18 protein-coding genes and 1 riboswitch are annotated in these 20,415 nt (G+C 66.9%); of the genes, 7 read left to right on the top strand and 11 right to left on the bottom strand.

Features of this window, described 5'->3' with window-relative positions:
- Positions 1-499 precede the first annotated feature (499 nt).
- From AC5P60_RS19650 to AC5P60_RS19640, 3 genes are all read right to left on the bottom strand, one after another.
- Entirely contained in the window at positions 500-892 is a 393-nt protein-coding gene (locus AC5P60_RS19650; protein WP_005410623.1) for a hypothetical protein, read from the bottom strand.
- Between the two features lie 68 nt (positions 893-960).
- Entirely contained in the window at positions 961-1,857 is an 897-nt protein-coding gene (locus tag AC5P60_RS19645) for a siderophore-interacting protein (protein WP_049430600.1), read from the bottom strand.
- A 140-nt stretch (positions 1,858-1,997) separates the two neighbouring features.
- On the bottom strand, positions 1,998-3,224 hold the full coding sequence (locus AC5P60_RS19640) for a multidrug effflux MFS transporter (protein WP_033835396.1): 1,227 nt from the start codon (positions 3,222-3,224) through the stop codon (positions 1,998-2,000).
- A gap of 299 nt (positions 3,225-3,523) precedes the next feature.
- Positions 3,524-3,626, top strand: a riboswitch (glycine riboswitch).
- A 62-nt stretch (positions 3,627-3,688) separates the two neighbouring features.
- On the opposite strand from AC5P60_RS19640, the gene gcvP reads away from it, so the two are divergent.
- The gene (gene gcvP, locus AC5P60_RS19635; protein ID WP_483693751.1) at positions 3,689-6,556 is read left to right on the top strand and encodes an aminomethyl-transferring glycine dehydrogenase; all 2,868 of its coding nucleotides are present in this window, start codon (positions 3,689-3,691) and stop codon (positions 6,554-6,556) included.
- Positions 6,557-6,649: 93 nt separating this feature from the next.
- Here the strand turns inward: gcvP and AC5P60_RS19630 are convergent, their stop codons facing one another.
- The 3 genes from AC5P60_RS19630 to AC5P60_RS19620 form a co-directional block, all read right to left on the bottom strand.
- Positions 6,650-7,060, bottom strand: coding sequence for a VOC family protein (locus AC5P60_RS19630; RefSeq protein ID WP_005410627.1), 411 nt, complete (start codon positions 7,058-7,060; stop codon positions 6,650-6,652).
- A 103-nt stretch (positions 7,061-7,163) separates the two neighbouring features.
- A complete protein-coding gene (locus AC5P60_RS19625) occupies positions 7,164-8,531 on the bottom strand; it encodes an amino acid permease (RefSeq protein ID WP_483693750.1) in 1,368 nt (455 codons plus the stop codon).
- A gap of 82 nt (positions 8,532-8,613) precedes the next feature.
- A complete protein-coding gene (locus tag AC5P60_RS19620; protein WP_005410629.1) occupies positions 8,614-9,336 on the bottom strand; it encodes a helix-turn-helix transcriptional regulator in 723 nt (240 codons plus the stop codon).
- Positions 9,337-9,450: 114 nt separating this feature from the next.
- On the opposite strand from AC5P60_RS19620, the gene AC5P60_RS19615 reads away from it, so the two are divergent.
- Together AC5P60_RS19615 and AC5P60_RS19610 are read left to right on the top strand one after the other, a co-directional pair.
- Complete coding sequence (locus AC5P60_RS19615) at positions 9,451-11,541, top strand: catalase (protein ID WP_049404557.1); 2,091 nt, start codon at positions 9,451-9,453, stop codon at positions 11,539-11,541.
- Positions 11,542-11,563: 22 nt separating this feature from the next.
- Positions 11,564-12,055, top strand: a complete 492-nt coding sequence (locus AC5P60_RS19610) for a hypothetical protein (protein WP_049404556.1) — start codon at positions 11,564-11,566, stop codon at positions 12,053-12,055.
- 9 nt (positions 12,056-12,064) lie between these two features.
- Here the strand turns inward: AC5P60_RS19610 and AC5P60_RS19605 are convergent, their stop codons facing one another.
- Positions 12,065-12,805, bottom strand: a complete 741-nt coding sequence (locus AC5P60_RS19605) for an alpha/beta fold hydrolase (RefSeq protein WP_049452371.1) — start codon at positions 12,803-12,805, stop codon at positions 12,065-12,067.
- A gap of 86 nt (positions 12,806-12,891) precedes the next feature.
- Between AC5P60_RS19605 and AC5P60_RS19600 the strand changes: the two genes are divergently transcribed.
- Positions 12,892-13,485, top strand: coding sequence for a hypothetical protein (locus tag AC5P60_RS19600; protein WP_239667782.1), 594 nt, complete (start codon positions 12,892-12,894; stop codon positions 13,483-13,485).
- 14 nt (positions 13,486-13,499) lie between these two features.
- Positions 13,500-13,790: a hypothetical protein gene (locus tag AC5P60_RS19595; protein ID WP_005410634.1), complete on the top strand. Its 291-nt coding sequence runs from the start codon at positions 13,500-13,502 to the stop codon at positions 13,788-13,790.
- Between the two features lie 89 nt (positions 13,791-13,879).
- Here the strand turns inward: AC5P60_RS19595 and AC5P60_RS19590 are convergent, their stop codons facing one another.
- Positions 13,880-16,006 carry a methyl-accepting chemotaxis protein gene (locus AC5P60_RS19590; RefSeq protein WP_005410635.1) on the bottom strand — a complete coding sequence of 709 codons (2,127 nt, stop codon included), beginning with the start codon at positions 16,004-16,006 and terminating at the stop codon, positions 13,880-13,882.
- A gap of 234 nt (positions 16,007-16,240) precedes the next feature.
- On the opposite strand from AC5P60_RS19590, the gene AC5P60_RS19585 reads away from it, so the two are divergent.
- Complete coding sequence (locus tag AC5P60_RS19585) at positions 16,241-17,203, top strand: L,D-transpeptidase family protein (RefSeq protein ID WP_483693748.1); 963 nt, start codon at positions 16,241-16,243, stop codon at positions 17,201-17,203.
- 4 nt (positions 17,204-17,207) lie between these two features.
- A complete protein-coding gene (locus AC5P60_RS19580; RefSeq protein WP_049404551.1) occupies positions 17,208-17,885 on the top strand; it encodes a M23 family metallopeptidase in 678 nt (225 codons plus the stop codon).
- On the opposite strand, the gene AC5P60_RS19575 is transcribed toward AC5P60_RS19580, so the two are convergent.
- The 3 genes from AC5P60_RS19575 to AC5P60_RS19565 form a co-directional block, all read right to left on the bottom strand.
- The gene (locus AC5P60_RS19575) at positions 17,821-18,483 is read right to left on the bottom strand and encodes a hypothetical protein (protein ID WP_483693747.1); all 663 of its coding nucleotides are present in this window, start codon (positions 18,481-18,483) and stop codon (positions 17,821-17,823) included. The two genes, AC5P60_RS19580 and AC5P60_RS19575, sit on opposite strands and share 65 nt — an antisense overlap.
- Positions 18,484-18,600: 117 nt before the next feature.
- On the bottom strand, positions 18,601-19,893 hold the full coding sequence (locus AC5P60_RS19570; protein ID WP_005410639.1) for an adenylosuccinate synthase: 1,293 nt from the start codon (positions 19,891-19,893) through the stop codon (positions 18,601-18,603).
- 207 nt (positions 19,894-20,100) lie between these two features.
- Positions 20,101-20,391 carry a DUF2065 domain-containing protein gene (locus AC5P60_RS19565; RefSeq protein ID WP_425524536.1) on the bottom strand — a complete coding sequence of 97 codons (291 nt, stop codon included), beginning with the start codon at positions 20,389-20,391 and terminating at the stop codon, positions 20,101-20,103.
- Between the last annotated feature and the right edge of the window lie 24 nt (positions 20,392-20,415).

Genomic DNA, 20,415 nt, shown 5'->3' with positions numbered 1-20,415 from the left:
GGAAGGCACGCCAACCCGGCCACGACAGCGAAATGAAAAAAGGGGCGGGCCCGCGAGGATGCGTCCCTTTCTGGTAGTGCCGGCCGCTGGCCGGCAACTACGCGATGAAGACCCAACGGGCAGCCGGCCAGCGGCCGGCTCTACCGCAACAGCAGTCAAAGGCCAGATGTGCGGCTGGCAGGCCAACGCGGCCCCGGCGGCGAAATGAAAAAAGGGGCGGGTCCGAAAGGATCCGCCCCTTTCCGGTAGTGCCGGCCGCTGGCCGGCAACTCCGCGATGAAGACCCAACGGGCAGCCGGCCAGCGGCCGGCTCTACCGAAACAGCAGTCAAAGGCCAGATGTGCGGCTGGCAGGCCAACGCGGCCCCGGCGGCAAAATGAAAAAAGGGGCGGGTCCGCGAGGATCCGTCCCTTTCTGGTAGTGCCGGCCGCTGGCCGGCAACTACGCGATGAAGACCCAACGGGCAGCCGGCCAGTGGCCGGCTCTACCGAAACAGCAGTCAGCTGTTCTTCTTCGCGGCCATCGCTGCGGCAAGCTCGGCCTTGAATTCCTCGAAGGTCTGGCCCTTCTCCCTGGCTTCGGCCTGTGCGGCATCGCGCAGTGCATCGGAGTACATCAGGCGCACCGGCGTGCCGTTGCGCTCGTGCAGTTCACCGGCCTGCATGATCAGCGCCAGCACCTGCGCAGCGCTCTCGCTGTGGCCCGCGATGCGGCCGTCCATGCCCAGCACCCATTCGCCGTCGCGGCGCACGACACCGGCCAGCAGGGTGCGCTGTGCATCGCGCAGTTCCGCATGCGGCTCCACCGGCGAGGCCTGCGCGGCGGCCTTGTTGGCGGCCTGCTTTTCCTGGCGACGGCGCTGGTCGCGGCGGGTCTTGGAGCTGGTGGACATGGTGCGGTACCGCTGCGAAGGGGGGCGCAAGGATAGCGCACCCCGCCCGCAGCACCGCTTCACACCCCTCAGTCCAGCACTTTGCCGTGCCGCCAGTAGCCCATGAAGGTGATCGCGCGGCGGTCCAGCCCGCAATCACGCACCAAGTGGCGGCGGATCGCCATCACCGCCCCCGCCTCGCCCGCCACCCAGGCATACAGCGGCCCGGCCACACCGGTTTCGGCCTGCTCCCAGAGGATCTGCGTATCGACGTCGATCTCCTCCAGCGCATCGCCGGCAGCCACGCCCGAGGTCGCTGCCAACCGCGCCTGGACCGCCTGCAGCAACCGCTGTCCGTAGGCGGCCTGCCCGCGCGGCAGCCAGACCAGCTCGGCGCTGGAGGGCGCCTTCAGGTGCACCGCATCACCGGCCTGCGCCACCTCCAGCAGCGCCAGCGTGCGCGGTGGGTCGACCATGGCCGCCAGTTCCTCGAGGATGCCGGCCACCGCAGGCAACGCGGTTTCATCGGCCACCAGCAGCACCTGGCCGACACCGGCCGGTGGCTTCCACTCCCAGCCCTCGCTGCTCTCGGCACAGTCGGCGTCCGGGGCCAGCAGCACCACACGGTCGCCTGGGCGGGCGTGCATGGCCCAGCGCGAGGCGGGGCCGGTTTCGCCATGGATGACGAAATCGACGTCGACCTCGCCCTGCTCGGCGCGCAACTGGCGGATGGTGTAGGTACGCATCGGCGGGCGCTTGTCGTCCGGCAGGGCCCGGTAGCGTGGGTACCAGTCTTCACCGCTGGGGACCTGCGGCACCTCCTGGCCGGGCAAGGGGAAGAACACCTTGATGCGCTGGTCAGGGCCTTCGGTCTTCATCCGCGCCACGTCGGCACCGGTGAACACCATGCGGTCAAGGGAAGGGGAAAGAACGCGGCGCTCCTTCAGCGCCACCTCGAACAGGCGGTAGGTCTGCTGCGCAGCCATGGGGAACCTCATGCAACGACATCGGATTGGCTGGCTGTCGTGCATCCACGCACCGGCTGGCTGGAGTGCCCAGCCTAGTCCGGTCGTTCCTCTTCGCAAGCGTTGCGGGCAAAGCGGCCGGCCCTACCCCTGCGCGCTGCTCAATGGCCCGTGCAGGCCGCCTGTGCCGCGCGTTCACGCTGGTGTTCCCAGTACCAGAACACGAAGCCGGCGGCGAAGAACGCGGCCTGCCCCAGCGCCAGGTGCAGCGGGCTGGCACTGAGCAGCGGCGACACCACGCCGGCCACCACCGTGCTGATCATCAGCTGCACGAAGGCCTGCAGCGACGAGGCCAGGCCGCGCTGGTGCGGGTACATGTCCAGCACCGCCAGCGCCAGGATCGGGAAGATCAATGCCATGCCCATGCCGCCCAGGAAGATCGGCAGTACCGCCCATGGCAGCACGAACTGTGGCGACAGCGCCACGTAGCCGACATTCAGCAGCACCGACAGCGCACACAGGCCGAAACCAATGGACACCTGGCGGGTGGGCGTGGTGTGCCCGGCCATGCGCCCGGACAGGAACGAGCCGGTGGTCATGCCGCCGATGGTGGGGATGAACAGCCAGGCAAAACCACCCTCGCCCAGATGCAGGTGCTGCATCACGAACACCGGCGCCGAGGAGATGTACAGGAAAATGCCGCCGAAACCGATGCTGCCGGCCAGCGCCAGGCGCAGAAACCGCGGGTTGAAACCGATTCGCACGTAATCACGCAGCAGCACGCGCGGCGACAACGGCACCCGTGCCTCCACCGGATGGGTTTCCGGCAGGTAGCGTGCAGTGGCCGCCAGCAGGAGCAGCGCAAACACCACCAGGAACCAGAAAATCAGTGGCCAGCCGGCGCCACTGAGCAGGATCCAGCCGCCAATGATCGGTGCGATGGCCGGAGCGATGCCGAACAGCATCGATACCTGGCTCATCAGACGCTGCGCGTCGTGTCCGTGGTACAGGTCGCGGATCACCGCGCGGCCGACGATCATGCCGACGCCTGCTGACAGGCCCTGCAGCGCACGGAACGCCAGCAGCGTGGTCAGGTCGGTGGACAGCGCGCAGCCGACCGAAGCGCCGACGAACACCATCAGGCCACCGAGGATCACCCGCTTGCGGCCCCAGGCATCGGACAGCGGGCCGTGCGCAAGGCTCATCAGGCCGTAGAACAGCAGGTACACGCTGATGGTCTGCTGCACCGCCACCTCGTCCACCGCCAGGCGCTGGGCCAGCTGCGGGAACGCCGGGAAGATGGTGTCGATCGAGAACGGACCGAACATGGCCAGGCCGGCGAGCAGCAGGGCCATGCGGCGGGTGGAGGGAGCAACAGCGGCGGTCATGGGAAAGGCGTCCGGCAGGGCCATGCGCGGCACGCACGGCGGGCGCAGGTCCCCTGCAGCAGGGACGGCGCCAGATGAATTCGGGTATCCGCCCATCATAGGTGGGGATTGCACCTGATGCCATGCAGCAGTGCACAAAACGCACGGACGGGCCATCGGCCATTCAGGCGCGGCCTCCAGGACCGAAGGCGGCCGCCGCGCCCGCAACGGGCTATAATCGGCGGGCAACACGGTGGGAGAAGCGGAACACCGCTGCCGAAGGCGCAACGCCCGTAATCGCTCAGGCCCGATACCACCCGTAACACAACTCTGGAGAGACCGGTTCGATCCGGCGCCGAAGGGGCACGAAGCTGCGGTCCGCCGCGCTTTTAAACTCTCAGGCAAAAGGACAGAGGGGCGCCCCGCAGACCGCCGACCGGCGGCTTGTGCCCGTGCGTGTGCCCTTTCCTGACGGATCCTTCGCCATGTCCCAGAACACCCCTTCCCTGCGTGAGCTCGAGCACCACAACGCGTTCGTCGAGCGCCACATCGGCCCCAACGACGCCGAGATCGCGCAGATGCTCGACGTCGTCGGCCACGCGTCGCTGGATGCGATGACCGACGCCATCGTGCCGGCCAAGATCAAGTCGCCGGCACCGCTGGCACTGCCGGAGTCGATGACCGAAGTGCAGGCACTGGCGAAGATCCGTGCGATCGCCGACAAGAACACCGTGCTGCGCAGCTTCATCGGCCAGGGTTACTACGGTACCCACACGCCGAACGTGATCCTGCGCAACATCCTGGAAAACCCGGCGTGGTACACCGCCTACACCCCGTACCAGGCGGAAATCTCGCAGGGCCGCATGGAAGCGCTGATCAACTTCCAGACCCTGTGCGCCGACCTGACCGGCATGGAAATCGCCAACGCCTCGCTGCTGGACGAAGCCACCGCCGCCGCCGAAGCGATGACCCTGGCCAAGCGTTCGGCCAAGTCGAAGTCGGACACCTTCTTCGTGCACGACGCCGTGCACCCGCAGACCCTGGAACTGCTGCGTACCCGCGCCGAGCCCATGGGCATCGTGCTGCGCGTCGGCACCCCGGCCGAAGCACTGGAAGCGGAAGCGTTCGGCCTGCTGCTGCAGTATCCGGACACCTTCGGCCAGGTCGGCGACTACAAGGCGCTGGTCGATGCCGTGCACGCACGCGGCGGCCTGGTGGCCGTGGCCACCGACCTGCTGGCCCTGACCCTGCTGGCTGCCCCGGGCGAATGGGGCGCGGACATCGTTGTCGGCAACAGCCAGCGTTTCGGCGTGCCGTTCGGTTTCGGTGGCCCGCACGCCGCCTTCATGGCCTGCCGTGACGCCTACAAGCGCTCGATGCCGGGCCGCCTGATCGGCGTTTCGATCGATGCCCAGGGCAACCCGGCCTACCGCCTGACCCTGCAGACCCGCGAACAGCACATCCGCCGCGAGAAGGCCACCTCCAACATCTGTACCGCGCAGGTGCTGCTGGCGGTGATGGCCTCGATGTACGCCGTTTACCACGGCCCGGAAGGCCTGATCCGCATTGCCCGCCGCACCCATCGACTGGCCTCGATCCTGGCCGCAGCGCTGCGCAATGCCGGCGTGCAGGTCGGTGGCGACTTCTTCGACACCCTGCACGTCACCGGCGTGCATGCCGATGAAATCCATGCCAAGGCACGCGCCGCCGGTTACAACCTGCGCGCGATCGACAGCGACTCGGTCGGCATCAGCCTGGACGAGACCACCACCCGCGCCGACATCGTCGCCGTGGCTGCGGTGTTCGGTGCCTCGCTGGACGTCGACGCACTGGATGCCAGCACCGCCGACGCGCTGCCGGCCGGCCTGCTGCGCCAGTCCGCGTTCCTGACCCACCCGGTGTTCAACACCCACCACAGCGAGCACGAACTGCTGCGCTACCTGCGTTCGCTGGCCGACAAGGACCTGGCGATGGACCGCACGATGATCCCGCTGGGTTCGTGCACCATGAAGCTCAACGCCACCGCCGAGATGATCCCGGTGACCTGGCCGGAGTTCTCGCAGATCCACCCGCTGGTGCCGGCCGACCAGGCGCTGGGCTACAAGGAACTGATCGACACGCTGGAAGCGATGCTGGTCGAATGCACCGGCTACGACGCGGTCAGCCTGCAGCCGAACTCCGGCGCACAGGGCGAGTACGCCGGCCTGCTGGCGATCCGGGCATACCACCGCTCGCGCGGCGAAGGCCACCGCGACATCTGCCTGATCCCGGATTCGGCGCACGGCACCAACCCGGCCTCGGCGCAGATGTGCGGCATGAAGGTGGTGGTCACCAAGACCGATGCCAACGGCAACGTCGATGTGGAAGACATCCGCCTCAACGCCGAGAAGTACAGCGACCGCCTGGCCGCGATCATGATGACCTACCCGTCCACGCACGGCGTGTTCGAGGAAGAGGTGGTCGAGATCTGCGAGATCATCCACCAGCACGGCGGCCAGGTGTACACCGACGGCGCCAACATGAACGCCCTGGTCGGCGTGGCCAAGCCCGGCAAGTGGGGTTCGGACGTTTCGCACCTGAACCTGCACAAGACCTTCTGCATCCCGCACGGCGGCGGCGGCCCGGGCGTCGGCCCGTGCGCGGTCAAGGAACACCTGGCCCCGTTCCTGCCGGGCAAGCTGGGTGACAACGGCCCGGTCGGCATGGTCAGCGCCGCCAGCTTCGGCAGCGCCTCGATCCTGCCGATCAGCTGGATGTACATCGCGATGATGGGCCGCGAAGGCCTGCGCAAGGCCACCCAGGTCGCGCAGCTCAACGCCAACTACATCGCCAAGCGCCTGGCCCCGCACTTCAAGACCCTGTACACCGGCCGCAACGGCCTGGTGGCACACGAGTGCATCCTCGACGTACGCCCGCTGGAGAAGACCAGCGGCATCGGCGCCGAGGACGTCGCCAAGCGCCTGATCGACTTCGGCTTCCACGCCCCGACCCTGAGCTTCCCGGTGGCCGGCACGCTGATGGTCGAACCGACCGAGAGCGAATCGCTGCACGAGCTGGACCGCTTCATCGACGCGATGATCCAGATCCGCGAGGAGATCACCGCGATCGAAGACGGCCGCCTGGACCGCGAGGACAACCCGCTGAAGAACGCGCCGCACACCGCCACCGCGGTGACCGCCAGCGAGTGGACCCACGCCTACCCGCGCGAACTGGCTGCCTTCCCGCTGGCCAGCCTGAAGCAGAGCAAGTACTGGCCGCCGGTGGCGCGCGTCGACAACGTGTACGGCGACAAGAACGTGATGTGCGCCTGCATCCCGGTCGATGCCTACAAGGATGATGAAGTCGAGGCTTGATTCCTCGCGGCATCGGTAAAGAGAACGGCCCGCGCAAGCGGGCCGTTTTCATGAGGGCGGGTGGACCAGGGTCCACACCCACGGTAATCCCGATCACGGGTCCGGCATCTGCCCCAGGCTCAACTGCCACGACACGCCGAAGCGATCCTGCACCCAGCCGTAGCGGTTGCTGAAGTCATAGTCGCCCACCGGCATCAGCCAGTGGCCGCCCTCGCCCAGCACGCGCGCGGCGCGCTCGAACTGCTCGGCGCCGGAGCACTCGACGAACAGCGAGATCGACGGGCTGAAGGTGAAATCGTGCACGTCCAGGCTGTCAAAGCACAGGTAGTGGGTGCCACCGAGCAGGAAGATGGCCTGTCGGACCTGCCCGGGCACGCCGGCACCGGCGCCGTCCGGATGGCGCTGCATTGCCAGCAGGCGGAAATCGGCGAAGGCCTCGGCGTACAGGGCCAGGGCGGCCTCGGCCTGGCCGGTAAACATCAGGAAGGGGCGACTGCGCAGCATGCGGTACTCCCGGTCGACGGGCCGATGACGGCCCACACGATCAGGATGGCACGGCGGATGTGCAGCCTCCGTGGTAGTGCCGGCCGCTGGCCGGCAGCTTCAGTCACGCCTCGCGCATGCGCCGCGCGATGGCGCTGCCGGCGGCGATGGTGGCGGTCAGCGCCACCATCGACAGGAACTGCAGGCGGGTGTGCGACTCGCTCAGCAGCAGGCCGAAGATCAGTGCCAGGATCGCCAGCGCGCAGCAGGTCAGCCACGGGAAGCCGGCCATGCGGAACGGCAGCCGGGTACCCAGGCGATCCGCGCGGCGGCGCAGCACCAGCTGCGACACCAGCGACAGCGTCCACACCAGCAGGCAGGTGGAACCGACGATGTTCAGCAGCACCGGCAGCACCCGGTCCGGGAACAGCAGCTCCATCACCGTGGCGGCGAAACCGAACAGCACGCTGGCCAGCACGGCAATCACCGGCACCTGGCGCGGATCGGTCCAGCCCAGCACGGCCGGCGCTTCACGACGCTGCGCCAGCGAATACATCATGCGCGAGGCGCCGTAGAGGTTGGCATTGAGCGCCGACAGCAGCGCGATCACCGCGATCAGGGTGATGGAGGTGCCCGCGCCCGGGATGCGGGCGATATCCAGCACGGCGGCAAACGGCGACTTCAGCGCTTCGCTGGTCCACGGTACGACGGCGATGATCACGCTCAGCGAGCCGATATAGAACACCAGGATGCGCCACGCCACGGTGCGGATGGCACGGGCGATGCTGCGTTCCGGATCTTCGGTCTCCGCCGCCGCAACGGCCACGATCTCGGTGCCACCGAAGGCAAAAACGACAACCAGCAGTGCAGCGCCAATACCGGCCAGGCCCTTCGGCGCGAAGCCACCATGCTCGGTGAAGTTGCTCAGGCCCGGCGAGGTCACCTGCGGCAGCCAGCCCATCAGCAGCGCCACGCCGATGGCGATGAAGGCCAGGATCGCCGCCACCTTGAGGATGGCGAACCAGAATTCGAACTCGCCGAAGTTCTTCACCCCGAGCAGGTTGATCGCGGTGAAGAACAGCATGAAGGCCAGCGCCGCCATCGGTACAGGTACTGCTGGCCAGACGGTGGCCAGCAGACCGGCCGCTCCCACCGCCTCGGCGGCGATCACGATCACAAGCTGCACCCACCACAACCAGCCGACGGTGGCACCGGCGGTGGCGCCCATGGCATCGGCGGCATAGACCGAGAACGCGCCGCTGGTCGGTTTGGCCGCCGCCATTTCGCCCAGAGCGTTCATCACGATGATCACCAGCGCGCCGGCGACCAGATACGACACCAGGACCGCCGGACCGGCCGCCTGCACACCCACGCCCGAGCCGAGGAACAGGCCGGCGCCGATGGCGCTGCCCAGGCCCATCATGATCAGCTGGCGGGGCTTGAGCGAATGTCCGAGGCGGGACGGTGAAGCGGTCGGAATCGAGTTGGGCATCGGCAGGGCTGGCGGCGGGCTACAGGGGCGACACCTTACCCTGTCCCATGCCCGCGGGGATAGGCACAGCGCAGCAGGCGGCTCAGGCCAGTGCCGGCTCTCCGACACTGCCACCAATACGGGCGCGGTAGGCACGCGGCGAGAAACCGGTTTCAGCCTTGAACTTGCGGGTAAAGGCGCTCTGGTCGCTGAAACCGCAGGCCTGGCCGATGCTGGCGATGCTCTCGTCACCGTGCAGCAGGTGCATGGCCATCTGGATCCGCAGCCGGGTCAGCACCTGCTGCGGGGTCATCTGGAACACCTTGCGGAAGCTGCGCTCCAGCTTGGACAGCGAAAAACCGGTGATGTCCAGCAGGGTCTGCATGCGCACGTTCTCGGCGTAGTGCGCGTTGAGGTGGGCCAGCGCCAGCCGCAGCTGCTCGTACTGGGTACCCAGACTGTCCTTCTGGCCAAGGTCGCGGGAAATGCCGATCAGGCCCTCGATGGCCCCATCGACCACCAGCGGACGCTTGCAGGTCAGGCACCAGCCCGGTTCGCGGTTGGCGAACAGGTGCAGCTCCATCAGGTTCTCGATCACCTCACCGGCCAGCACGCGGGCGTCCTGGTCCACGTAGTCGGCGCTCAGCCCGGTCGGGTAGATCTCCGCCGCGGTACGCCCGATCACGTCCTTGCGGGCGCGCAGGCCCAGCCGCCGCAGCATGGTCTGGTTGACGTGGGTGTAACGCCCCTGAAGGTCCTTGATGAAGAACAGCACATCCGGGATGGCGTCGAACAGGGCTTCGATGTCGGCGGGCTCGACTCGCATGGAGCAAGCATACCCGAGCCTGCTTTTGCCTGTACGTTCACCTTTGCCGGACCTCGGTTTAACGGGCCCGGTTCCAGTGTCGTGGTTCTCTTTGAGCATCCGGAGCCAACGTCAATGGCCGCCAGCAAGCCGACCGGCAAGCGCGCAACCACCCACGCCGAGAACCACCACCGCGGCAGCGGCGATGAACTGCACCAGCAGGCCGGGGGCAGTCATCCGGCGATGACCACCGATCAGGGCATCCCGGTGGCAGACAACCAGAACTCCCTGCGGCAGGGACCTCGGGGGCCTACGCTGCTGGAGGACTTCATCCTGCGCGAGAAGATCACCCACTTCGACCATGAGCGCATTCCCGAGCGCATCGTGCACGCCCGCGGCAGCGCTGCGCATGGCTACTTCGAGTTGACCCGATCACTGAAGGCGCATACCCGCGCGCGCATCCTGACCGAGGTTGGCGTGAAGACACCCGTGTTCACCCGCTTCTCGACCGTGGCCGGTGGCGCAGGTTCAGTGGACACCCCGCGCGACGTGCGCGGCTTCGCGGTGAAGTTCTATACCAGGGAGGGCAACTGGGACCTGGTCGGCAACAACATGCCGGTGTTCTTCATCCAGGACGCCATGAAATTCCCGGACCTGGTGCACGCGGTGAAGATGGAACCGGACCGTGCCTTCCCGCAGGCCGCGTCGGCCCATGACACGTTCTGGGACTTCATTTCGCTGATGCCCGAATCGATGCACATGATCATGTGGGCGATGAGCGACCGCGCCATACCGCGTTCGCTGCGGATGATCGAAGGCTTCGGTGTGCACAGCTTCCGCCTGCTGAACGAGGCCGGCGAGTCAACGTTCGTCAAGTTCCACTGGCGGCCCAAGCTGGGTATCCAGTCCACGGTCTGGGACGAAGCGCTGAAGCTGCAGTCGGCCGACAATGACTTCCATCGCCGTGACCTGTTCGAGGCCATCCAGCGCGGCGACTTCCCGGAATGGGAACTGGCGGTGCAGTTGTTCACCGAAGAAGACGCCGACGCATTCCCGTTCGATCATCTGGACCCGACCAAGATCATTCCCGAATCGCTGGTGCCGTTGCAGGTCATCGGGCGCATGGTGCTGGACCGCTGGCCGGACAACTTCTTCGCCGAGACCGAGCAGGTGGCTTTCTGCCCGGCCAACGTGCCACCGGGCATCGACTTCAGCAACGACCCGCTGCTGCAGGGGCGCCTGTTCTCCTACCTGGACACCCAGCTGCTGCGCCTGGGCGGCCCGAACTTCCACCAGATCCCGGTGAATGCGCCCAAGTGCCCGTTTGCCAATCATCAGCGCGACGGCCACATGCAGATGCAGGTTCCCAAGGGCCGGGTGGCCTACGATCCCAGTTCGCTGCAGGAGGACACCCCGCGCGAGACGCCTGCCGGATTCCGCAGCCATGCCAGCGCCGACGATGGCCGCAAGGGTCGCACCCGCGCGGAGAGTTTCGCCGACCACTACAGCCAGGCCCGCATGTTTTTCCGCAGCCTCGAAAAGCCGGAGCAGGCGCACCTGGCATCGGCGCTGGTGTTCGAGTTGTCCAAGGTGGAAACGCTGAAGGTGCGGGTACGCACCGTCAGTCACCTGCGCAACATCGATGACTCACTGGCGCAGCGCGTGGCCGATGGTCTGGCGTTGCCTGCACTGCCCGACCCGGCGCCGACCGCTACTCCAGTGCGGGACATGCCCCCCGCCCCCGAAGTACGGGTGATCGGTCGCAACAAACCCACCCTGCAAGGGCGCTGCATCGGCATCCTGTTCGATGAGGGTTCTGATGCCCGGATCATTGCCAGCCTGAGCAAGGCAGCCAGGAAAGCAGGTGCGGATGTGAAGCTGGTCGCCCCCAGAGTGGGTGGCGCCACGCTCAGCGATGGCGCGCTGCAGGCGGCGGATGGGCAACTGGCGGGCACCCCGTCGGCCGTGTTCGATGCAGTAGCCGTGGTGCTCAGCCCGGAAGCGGCGAAGGCCTTGTCGAAAGAGAGTGCAGCCATCGAATTCGTCAGCCAGGCGTGGGCGCACCTGAAGGCCATCGCCAGCGATGCGGGCGGCCAGACGCTGCTGAAGGCGGCAAGGGTCGGCAACGACGCCGGCATCGTCGAAGCGGAAGACGCCAAGGCATTCCTGGCGGCGGCCGCCACCCGCCAGTGGGCGCGCGAACCCAAGCTGCGCCTGCTGGCCTGACTACAGCAACAGGAGAACTGTCATGCCCCGTGGTGACAAATCCGCATACTCCGATAAACAGAAGCGCCAGGCCGAGCACATCGAGGAAAGCGAGCGCGAGCGCGGTGCCAGCGAAGGCACGGCCGAGCGCATTGCCTGGGCGACCGTGAACAAGCAGGATGGTGGTGGCAAGCGTAGCGGCAGCGCGCGCAAGGGTACGAAGAAGGCGACCACCAAGAAGGCTGCCAAGAAGGCGCCTGCCAGAAAGTCGGGCACAAAGAAGGCCACGACCAAGACGACGGCGGCGAAGAAGGCCCCTGCGAAGAAGACGACAGCCAGGAAGGCGGCGGCAAAGAAGGCACCGGCTCGCAAGACAGCCACAAAGAAAACCGCAAAGAAGACAGCGGCCAAGAAGGCCGGTACAGCCGCCTCGCGCAGTGCTGCAGCGAAGAAGGCGGCGAAGACACGTGCGGCGAAGAAGACCGTGCGCAAGGTGGCGGCGAAGAAGGCCGCGCGTACCCGCGCGCGCGGCTGAGTCCTTCGATCAGGGCGACAGCGTCCTCATCCACGCTGCAACTTCGGCCGCGGATGCGTCAGCGCGTGCCTGCAGCAGCAGATGCGGCCCTTCCAGCGAAACATGCCGGGCATCCGGCAAAAAGGCCTGAAGTTCTGCCACGCTGGGCGGCCACAGCAGGCGGTCATGGCACGCGTGCAGGCACAGCGTCGGCACGTCGATTGCCGGCAGCAATGCGCGTACGTCGACGCGCAGGGTCGCTGCGGCGCGTCGCCGCAATGTGGCCGCCGGAATCCGGGCCAGCGCATCGCGCAGCATCGATACGTGGTCGCGGGTGCGCCACCGCCCCAGCAGCAGGCGCGCCAGCAACGCCACGGGAGGCAAAGGCCAGGCCGGCGTCAGCAGGGCTGCGCTGGCTGCCGGCAATGGCAGCGGCCGACGCGCAAAGGTCGCGGCAAGCACCAGTCCGCGCAGCCCGGCGGGCTGTCGCGTGGCCAGTTCAACCGCCAACGGGCCCGAGAAGGACTCGGCAAGCAGGATGAAGGGATGGCCGGGCAGCTGCGACCACAGCCGTTGGGCCAGCGTGGCGTGATCCTGCCCTCCCTGCGCAGGCAGCGTAATCGCCTGCGTCGTCAGCCCATGAGCCTGGAGTGCTGACAGAAACGGGATCGACAGTCTGCCGGAGCCATCCAGCCCGGGCAGCATCAGCACGTGCTGCGGCGTGGGTGATGCTGAATCACAGCCCGGCTTTTCCTCGCTCCCGATTCCCATGTCACCTCCTTTGCTGGCAAGCATCGCCCACATCGGCAGGCAGCGGAACTTTCGCTCCGGCTCTCCTGCTGCTTTGCCAGTCAAGGTTGAGCGATACTGCCCGCTCTGCCGCGGGACGCGGCTGCCAAGGAGAGCCTCTGATGCGATGGACCTACGCGCTGGCCATGATGGTCATGATGCTGCCACTGAACAGTTCCGCCAACGATGGCTGGATAAACGGGGCAGGCAAGGCGATGCCGGAGACCGATGCCATGAAATCCAGCGGTGGCTTTGCGGCATCGCTGCTGGTCACCTCCGATGCCGACTGGCGGGCCAAGTGGGAAACCCCACCAGAGTCCACTCCCGGTTTTACCCAGGCCGACGAAGTCCACCCGGGCGGTGAATTGTTCCTGCTGACATTCCTGTCCAACCCGCAACTGGATGAGAACCGCGTGCCCAAGGTGCACTGCGATCTGCGCATGCTGCGCCCGGACGGCAGTACCAGCATCGACGAACGCGATGTTCCCTGTTTCACCGCTGCCCTGCCCGGCCCGCCAACCCTGTTGTACATGACCAACCTGCACCTGAAGTTCGTGGCCGAGGCCAGTGATCCGAAAGGTACGTGGACTGCGCAGGTGGTGGTCAGGGATCTGCTGCGGAATGTGAGCCTGCCTCTGCAGGCTCACTTCGACGTCCGTTGAACGGAGGCGTGCGGATGAAGATGCGGCGATTACTGAGCTGGACCGGTCTTGCGCTTTGCGTGGTCTACCTGCTGTTGACCGCATGGCTGGTTCACGGCGCGCAGTCGGATGCGGACCCGAAGGGGGCCTATATCCTGATGTCGCTCCCCATCACCCTGCAGTCTGCTGCACTCGATGCCATCGGCGCAGGCAGCCTGCTGTACGGCAAACCCTGGTCGACCGCGTATGCAGTACTGGTTCCGCCAACACTGCTGTTGCTGTACGCAGCCGGCTGGCTGATCGAACGCGCCGCGCGCGGCCGCTAGCCAGCGGCACCGACCGGTTGCGTGCATGCGGTGCCCTGCATGCTGGGCATCGCATGCAGGGCGTCATCCAACATCCAGTCGCAGGTTGCTTACGCCGCCTGCGCAGGCACGATGGGCATGCGCGCGCCCTGCTCCACCTTGAACACCGCCACCGACGTGGTCAGCGCATGCGCCTGTTCCTCCAGCGCGCGGCTGGCGGCAGTGGCTTCTTCCACCAGCGCAGCGTTCTGCTGGGTCACCTGGTCCATCTGCACCACCACCTGGTTGACCTGCTCGATACCGGCGGCCTGTTCCTTGCTGGCCGCTGCGATGTCGCTCATCAGCTGCGTGGTGCGCGAGCTGGCCTGGGCCACGCGGGCGATCGCGGCTTCCGATTCAACGGTCACCGCCAGGCCGCTCTTCACCTTGGCAGCAGCGTCTTCGATCAGCTCCTTGATCTCCTTGGCGGCGACACCGGCACGCTGTGCGAGCGTGCGTACCTCGCTGGCGACCACGGCAAAACCACGGCCCTGCTCACCTGCACGCGCGGCTTCAACCGCAGCATTCAGCGCCAGGATGTTGGTCTGGAACGCGATGCCGTCGATCACGGTGGAGATTTCCGAGATGCGTGCCGAGGACTGATCGATCTCACCCATCACCGACGCCATCTGCGCCATCGCCTGCTCGGTCTCGCGTACGGCGGCACCGGCGGCGTGCGCTTCACTGTCGGCCTGACGAGCGAGCTCGGCATTCTGGCGCACAGTCGAGGTCAGTTCCTCCATCGATGCGGCGGCTTCTTCCAGGTTGGCGGCCTGCTGCTCGGTGCGGCGCGACAGGTCGTTGTTGCCGGCGGCCAGTTCCTGCGCCGCGTTGTTGATGCTGTCGGCGGCCACCTGGATGCCACGCACGATGCCGGTCAGCTGCGCGGTGGTGGTGTTGGCGTCGTCACGCATGCGGGCGAACACACCGTCGTACTCGCCGTCCATGCGTGCAGTCAGGTCGCCGTGCGAGATCGCACGCAGCACATCGGAGACATCAGCAATGCTGGCCTGCGAACTGGCCATCATGCCGTTGAGATGCTCGACCATCGCCTTGAACTGGAACTGGAACGCAGCGGCATCGCCACGCATGCTGAAATCACCGGCGCGCGCGGCCCGGGCCAGTGCATCGATCTGCGCGTTGATCGCCATCAGGCTCTGCTTCACTGCGGCCAGGGTGCGGGTCAGCGTACCCTTCTCGCCCGGGTAGTCCGGCAGGTCGCGGCTGAGGTCACCGATGGCGTAGCGCTGCATCACTTCGGCCATCAGCAGTTCCACCTGCACGTGCGATTCGACCAGGCTGTTGGTGGCCTGCACCATGCGGCCGAAATCACCGGGGAAGGCGCTGGCGTCCATGCGGTAACGGATCGCACCCGCCTCGTGCTGTTCGGCCATCTGCAGCTGCGCGCCGATCGCCGCCTGCACACTCTGGCGCACGCTGGCCATCGCCTCGCCCAACTGGGTCAGTTCGTCACGGCCGCCGAGGCGGAACTCCTGATCCAGCTGGCCCCTGGACAGGCGCTCGGCCAGGTTCACCGCGCGGGCCAGCGGGCCGGTCAGGCTGCGGCCGATCATCACCGAGGCGGCGATGCCGACCAGCAGTGCAACGCCGCCCAGCACCAGCAACTGCAGCAGGCTGCGCTCGCCCAAGCGGATCGCCTCGGCGGCCGCCTCACGGCTTTCCTTCTCTTCGAAGTCCACGCCATCGGACAGCGCCTTGTTCCAGCCGTTGGCGGCTTCCTGCACCGGGCCCAGGGTCAGCGCCACGGCGCCCGGGTAGTCGCCCTGCTCCATCAGTTCGCTGGTCTGCTTGTTGAGCGGACGCGCGATGGCACGCTTGGCGGCGATGGTCTCGGCAATGGCCTTGCCCTCGGCGTCGCTGGGCAGCGCCTGGTAGGCCGTCCAACTGGCCTCATAGCGCTTGACCAGATCGGCGATGCGCTGCTCATCATGGCCACGGTCATCGCCCTGGCGGATCAGCATCTCGCGGCGAACGACCATCATCTGGTTGTTGGCATCGAGCATCTGCGAGAGCAGGCGCACCTTGGCCACGCTGACATCGACCACCTGCTGCATCGCGCGCTTCTGCACGACACTGGCGGTGGCGCCGGTGGCCACCACGGCCGCAACCAACAGCAGCAACAGGCCAAAGCCCAGCCCAAGACGCCAGGCAACCCTGACATTCCTCAAGTAGTTCATCGGTACATCCAAAACGGGGGGGGATGTGGCGTTATCGGCGGCCCGCCAGGCAATCTTGATCGCCAACCGCCAATGGCGTGGGGCACCATTCACCTTGGTGAGCCCTTGGCCGGCGGCACCCGCGCGGGGACGGTCGCGCAACGACCCGACTGCTCATGCAGACGTCAGATCTCTTTCACGGTGGCTCGGCGCGGCCTGCAGGCAAGGTGGTGGCGTCATCTGCTGGAGTTCCCAATGCCATTACCCGTGTACCGATCCACCCTGCTCGCTCTCTCGCTACTGGCATCGCCGGCGTTCGCGCAGGCACCGCCCCCTGGACTGCCCGCCCCCATCGCCGAGAAGGCCGGACCGGACACCGCAGCACGTTCCGCCCTGCATGCCCAGGTGCTGCTGGACCGTGCGAATTTCTCGCCCGGCCAGATCGACGGTGAAGTGGGCAGCAACCAGCGGCGCGCGGTGTCGGGTTTCCAGGCGGCGCACGGCCTGACCGTCACCGGTGAACTGGACGACGCGACCTGGCAGGCCCTGCAGGCTGATACGGTCACCTCCTTGGCCAGCTACACGCTGACCAGCGAGGATGTCGCCGGGCCGTTCCAGGCGGTGCCGAAGGGCCCCGCCGCACAGGCCAAACTGAAATCGCTGGGCTTCAACAACGTCGAAGAGTCGCTGGGCGAACGCTTCCACGCATCCCCTGAGCTGTTGAAGCTGCTCAATCCGGGCGTGGATCTGAGCAAGGCGGGCAACCGCATCCAGGTGCCCAATATCGCACCATCGCCGCTACCGAAGGCGGCCAAGGTGGTCGTCGACAAGTCCGATTCCAGCCTGCAGTTGCTGGATGCGCAGGGCAAGGTGATCGCTCAGGTGCCGGTTTCCTCCGGCAGCCAGCACGATCCGCTGCCGATCGGCGAATGGAAGATCCTGGGCGTGTATCGCGACCCGCCGTTTCACTACAACCCCAAGCTGTTCTGGGATGCGCGCAAGGGCGAAAAGAAGGCGACACTGCCGCCGGGCCCGAACAATCCAGTCGGCCGGGTCTGGATCGATCTGTCGAAGCCACACTACGGCCTGCATGGCACGCCCGAGCCCGGCCATGTCGGCAAGACCGAGTCACATGGCTGCGTGCGCATGACCAACTGGGATGCGCTGCGCGTGGCCGATGCGGTGGATACCTCCGTCCCCGTGGTGATGCAGGAGTGAGCCGATGCGTCTTTCGCAGCTGATCGTAGTGGGCGTTCTGCTGGGACTGGGGGCCGGCTGGTGGCTGCGCCGCGATGCAGGCGAGCCGGTAGCCGCCTCGCTGCCGGAAGCACAACCGGCAGCAGCTGTGGCGCCGGCCAAGGGATCCCTAGCGCCGCTCGACACGGCCCCTGCCCCCGCCGCCACCGCACCGTCAGCCGCGCGGGCTGCGGATGCGCCGTCCGGTCTGCTGCTGCCGGTACAGGGCGTCCTGGCCTCCCAGCTGCGCGACACGTTCACCGATGCGCGCAGCGAAGGCCGCGTGCACGATGCCATCGACATCATGGCCGATGCCGGTACGCCGGTGCTGGCAGTGGCCGATGGCACGGTGGAAAAACTGTTCGACAGCGAGCGCGGTGGCCTGACGATCTACCAGTTCGAGCCCAGCGGACGCTGGTGCTACTACTACGCGCACCTGCAGCGCTATGCCGATGGCCTGACCGAAAAGCAGGTGATCAGACGCGGGGAGGTGATCGGTTACGTGGGCAGTACCGGCAACGCCAGCCCTGAGGCCCCGCACCTGCATTTCGAGGTGCACGTGCTGGGACCGGAGAAGCAGTGGTGGAAGGGGGAATCGATCAATCCGTACCCACTGCTGAATCCGCCTGCTTCGAAGCCCGGTGCTGCCAGCGCCGCAAGGTGAACGTGAACACCGCCAAGGCAGCCCCTGGAATCAACAGGAGCAGTGCCGCCACTTTCCAGAAGAAGAACGGCCACAACCAGACATAATCCAGGTCAGTCAGCTTCAACAGATCCAGTGGCGGCTGCAGCTCGACGGTGGCCGCGCGATCGGCCAGCGCCGGGTCCACCTCCACCACGGTTACCCGCACCCATGAGCGGCCGCGTGGCAATGCGTCGCCACGGCCATAGCCGAAGTAGGACGCCATGAGGCCGCTGGACTCAACCGAAGCCAGCGCACGATTGATGCCCTGCCCGGCCACTCCCGAACGCTCCCCTGCGCGGAAGTCTCCATGATCGGTCGGAGTTTCGATGCGCAGCAGCACCTCGGGGTCAGCCTCCGTACCGTCCGCGGCATAGCGCAGGCGCAGCCGCAGTTGATCATCGATGAGGCGGTAGACGGTGATCTGGGCGGTTGCGCCAGGGCTCAGCACCAACGGCACCGTCTGCGTGCGCGAAGCCAGGGTATTGGCGGCCGCGCCCAGCACCAGTACCAGGCAGGCGATGCCCCACAGGCCCCACAACACCCACAGGGTGATCCGCACGACCGTTTCGCCCTTCACGCTGACATCCTGGTCATCGCTTTGCTTCCTCGCCGACCCCGCTGACACAGTAACGAAAAAGCCCCGCTTGCGCGGGGCTTTTCCTGTCACCTACGCCGGGCAGCGCCCGGCGTTACCTCAGGCAAACGGATCCTGCAGGACCATGGTGTGGTCGCGGTCCGGGCCGGTGGAGACGATGCTGATCGGGCAGCCGGCCAGCTCTTCCAGCGAACGCAGGTAGGCGCGCGCAGCCGGCGGCAGGTCGTCCCAGTTGGTGATGCCGTGGGTGTTCTCGCTCCAGCCCGGGAACTCCAGGTACACCGGCGTGCACTCTTCCCAGCCCTGCGCGTCCAGCGGCGCGTACTCGGTGCGCTTGCCGTTGTATTCGTAGGCGATGCAGACCTTCAGCTTTTCCATGCCGTCCAGCACGTCCAGCTTGGTGATGCACAGGCCGCTGATGCCGTTGATGGCCACGGCACGCTTCAGCGCGACGATGTCCATCCAGCCGCAACGACGCGGACGGCCGGTCGACGCACCGTACTCGGCGCCGCGGTCACGGATGCCCTGGCCGACTTCGTCGTCCAGCTCGGTCGGGAACGGGCCACCGCCGACGCGGGTGGCGTAGGCCTTGGCGATGCCCAGCACGTAGTCGATCGAATCGGCGCCGACGCCGGAACCGGCCAGCGCGCCACCGACGGTGGTGTTGGAGCTGGTGACGTACGGGTAGGTGCCGTGGTCGATGTCCAGCAGCGCGCCCTGCGCGCCTTCGAACAGCACGCGCTTACCCTGCTTGCGCAGGTCGTGCAGGATGCCGGCCACGTCGGACTTCATCGGCTGCACGTATTCGCCGAAGGCCAGCGCTTCGTCGAAGGTCTTCTGGAAGTCGACCGCATCGGTGTTCAGATACTTGGTCAGCACGAAGTTGTGGTAATCCAGCGCGGTGCGCAGCAGTTCTTCCAGCTGCTTCGGGTAATGCAGGTCGGCGATGCGGATGCCGCGACGCGCCACCTTGTCTTCGTAGGCCGGGCCGATGCCACGGCCGGTGGTGCCGATCGCCTTGCCACCGGCAGCGCGCTCGCGCGCCTGGTCCAGGGCGATGTGGTACGGCATGATCAGCGGCGCGGCCGGGGAGATCTTCAGGCGCGACCGCACCTCCACGCCGGAGGCTTCCAGCTCGGCGATTTCCTTCTGCAGCGCGGCCGGCGAGATCACCACGCCGTTGCCGATCAGGCACAGCGCGTCGTCACGCAGGATGCCCGACGGGATCAGGTGCAGGACGGTCTTCTTGCCGTTGATGACCAGGGTGTGGCCGGCGTTGTGGCCGCCCTGGAAGCGCACGACGGCGCCGATTTCCTCAGTGAGCAGATCGACGATCTTGCCCTTGCCTTCATCGCCCCACTGGGCACCCAACACTACGACAGACTGACCCATGACGGGCTCCTCGATTTGTTGCGGCCATCGGGGCCGCGGACGGGTAAACCGTGGCGGGGCTGGCCAGCACCTGCAAGGCGGCTCCAAACGGGGAGCGGCCGGCGATGGAAGGCCCAGACACGGAAAAAGCCGAACGGGGAGGCCCGTCCGGCTTTTGTGCATTATCCGGGTTTCCGGGGTCGGGTGCCACCTTTCCGACGGGCAGCTTTACCGGCCGGTCAGCCGCCCCGCCCGGGCGCGCCGGCCGCTGGCCGGCAACGCCAACCAAGGTTGGCATCCACCAGAGCCGGGCCATGCATGTGAACGCAGGCGGTAGTGCCGCACCCACCACAGCAGGCTCAGGCCGGCCAGCAGCACCAGCCCACCGAAGCTGCGCAGGGCCGGGCTGGGCAGGTCCAGCAGACGTTCGGCCATGCGCTTCCAGGCGAACGGTGCGACGAACAGGAACAGGCCTTCCAGCACCGCGACTAGGCAGACAGCGGCAAACAGATCTTTCATGGGGGACTCCGGAAAAAGCACGGG

The organism is Stenotrophomonas sp. YJH_SMC_120 (genome assembly GCF_059368675.1).
Note: the sequence above shows the minus strand (reverse complement) of the source record. Positions and strands in the feature narration are given on the sequence as shown.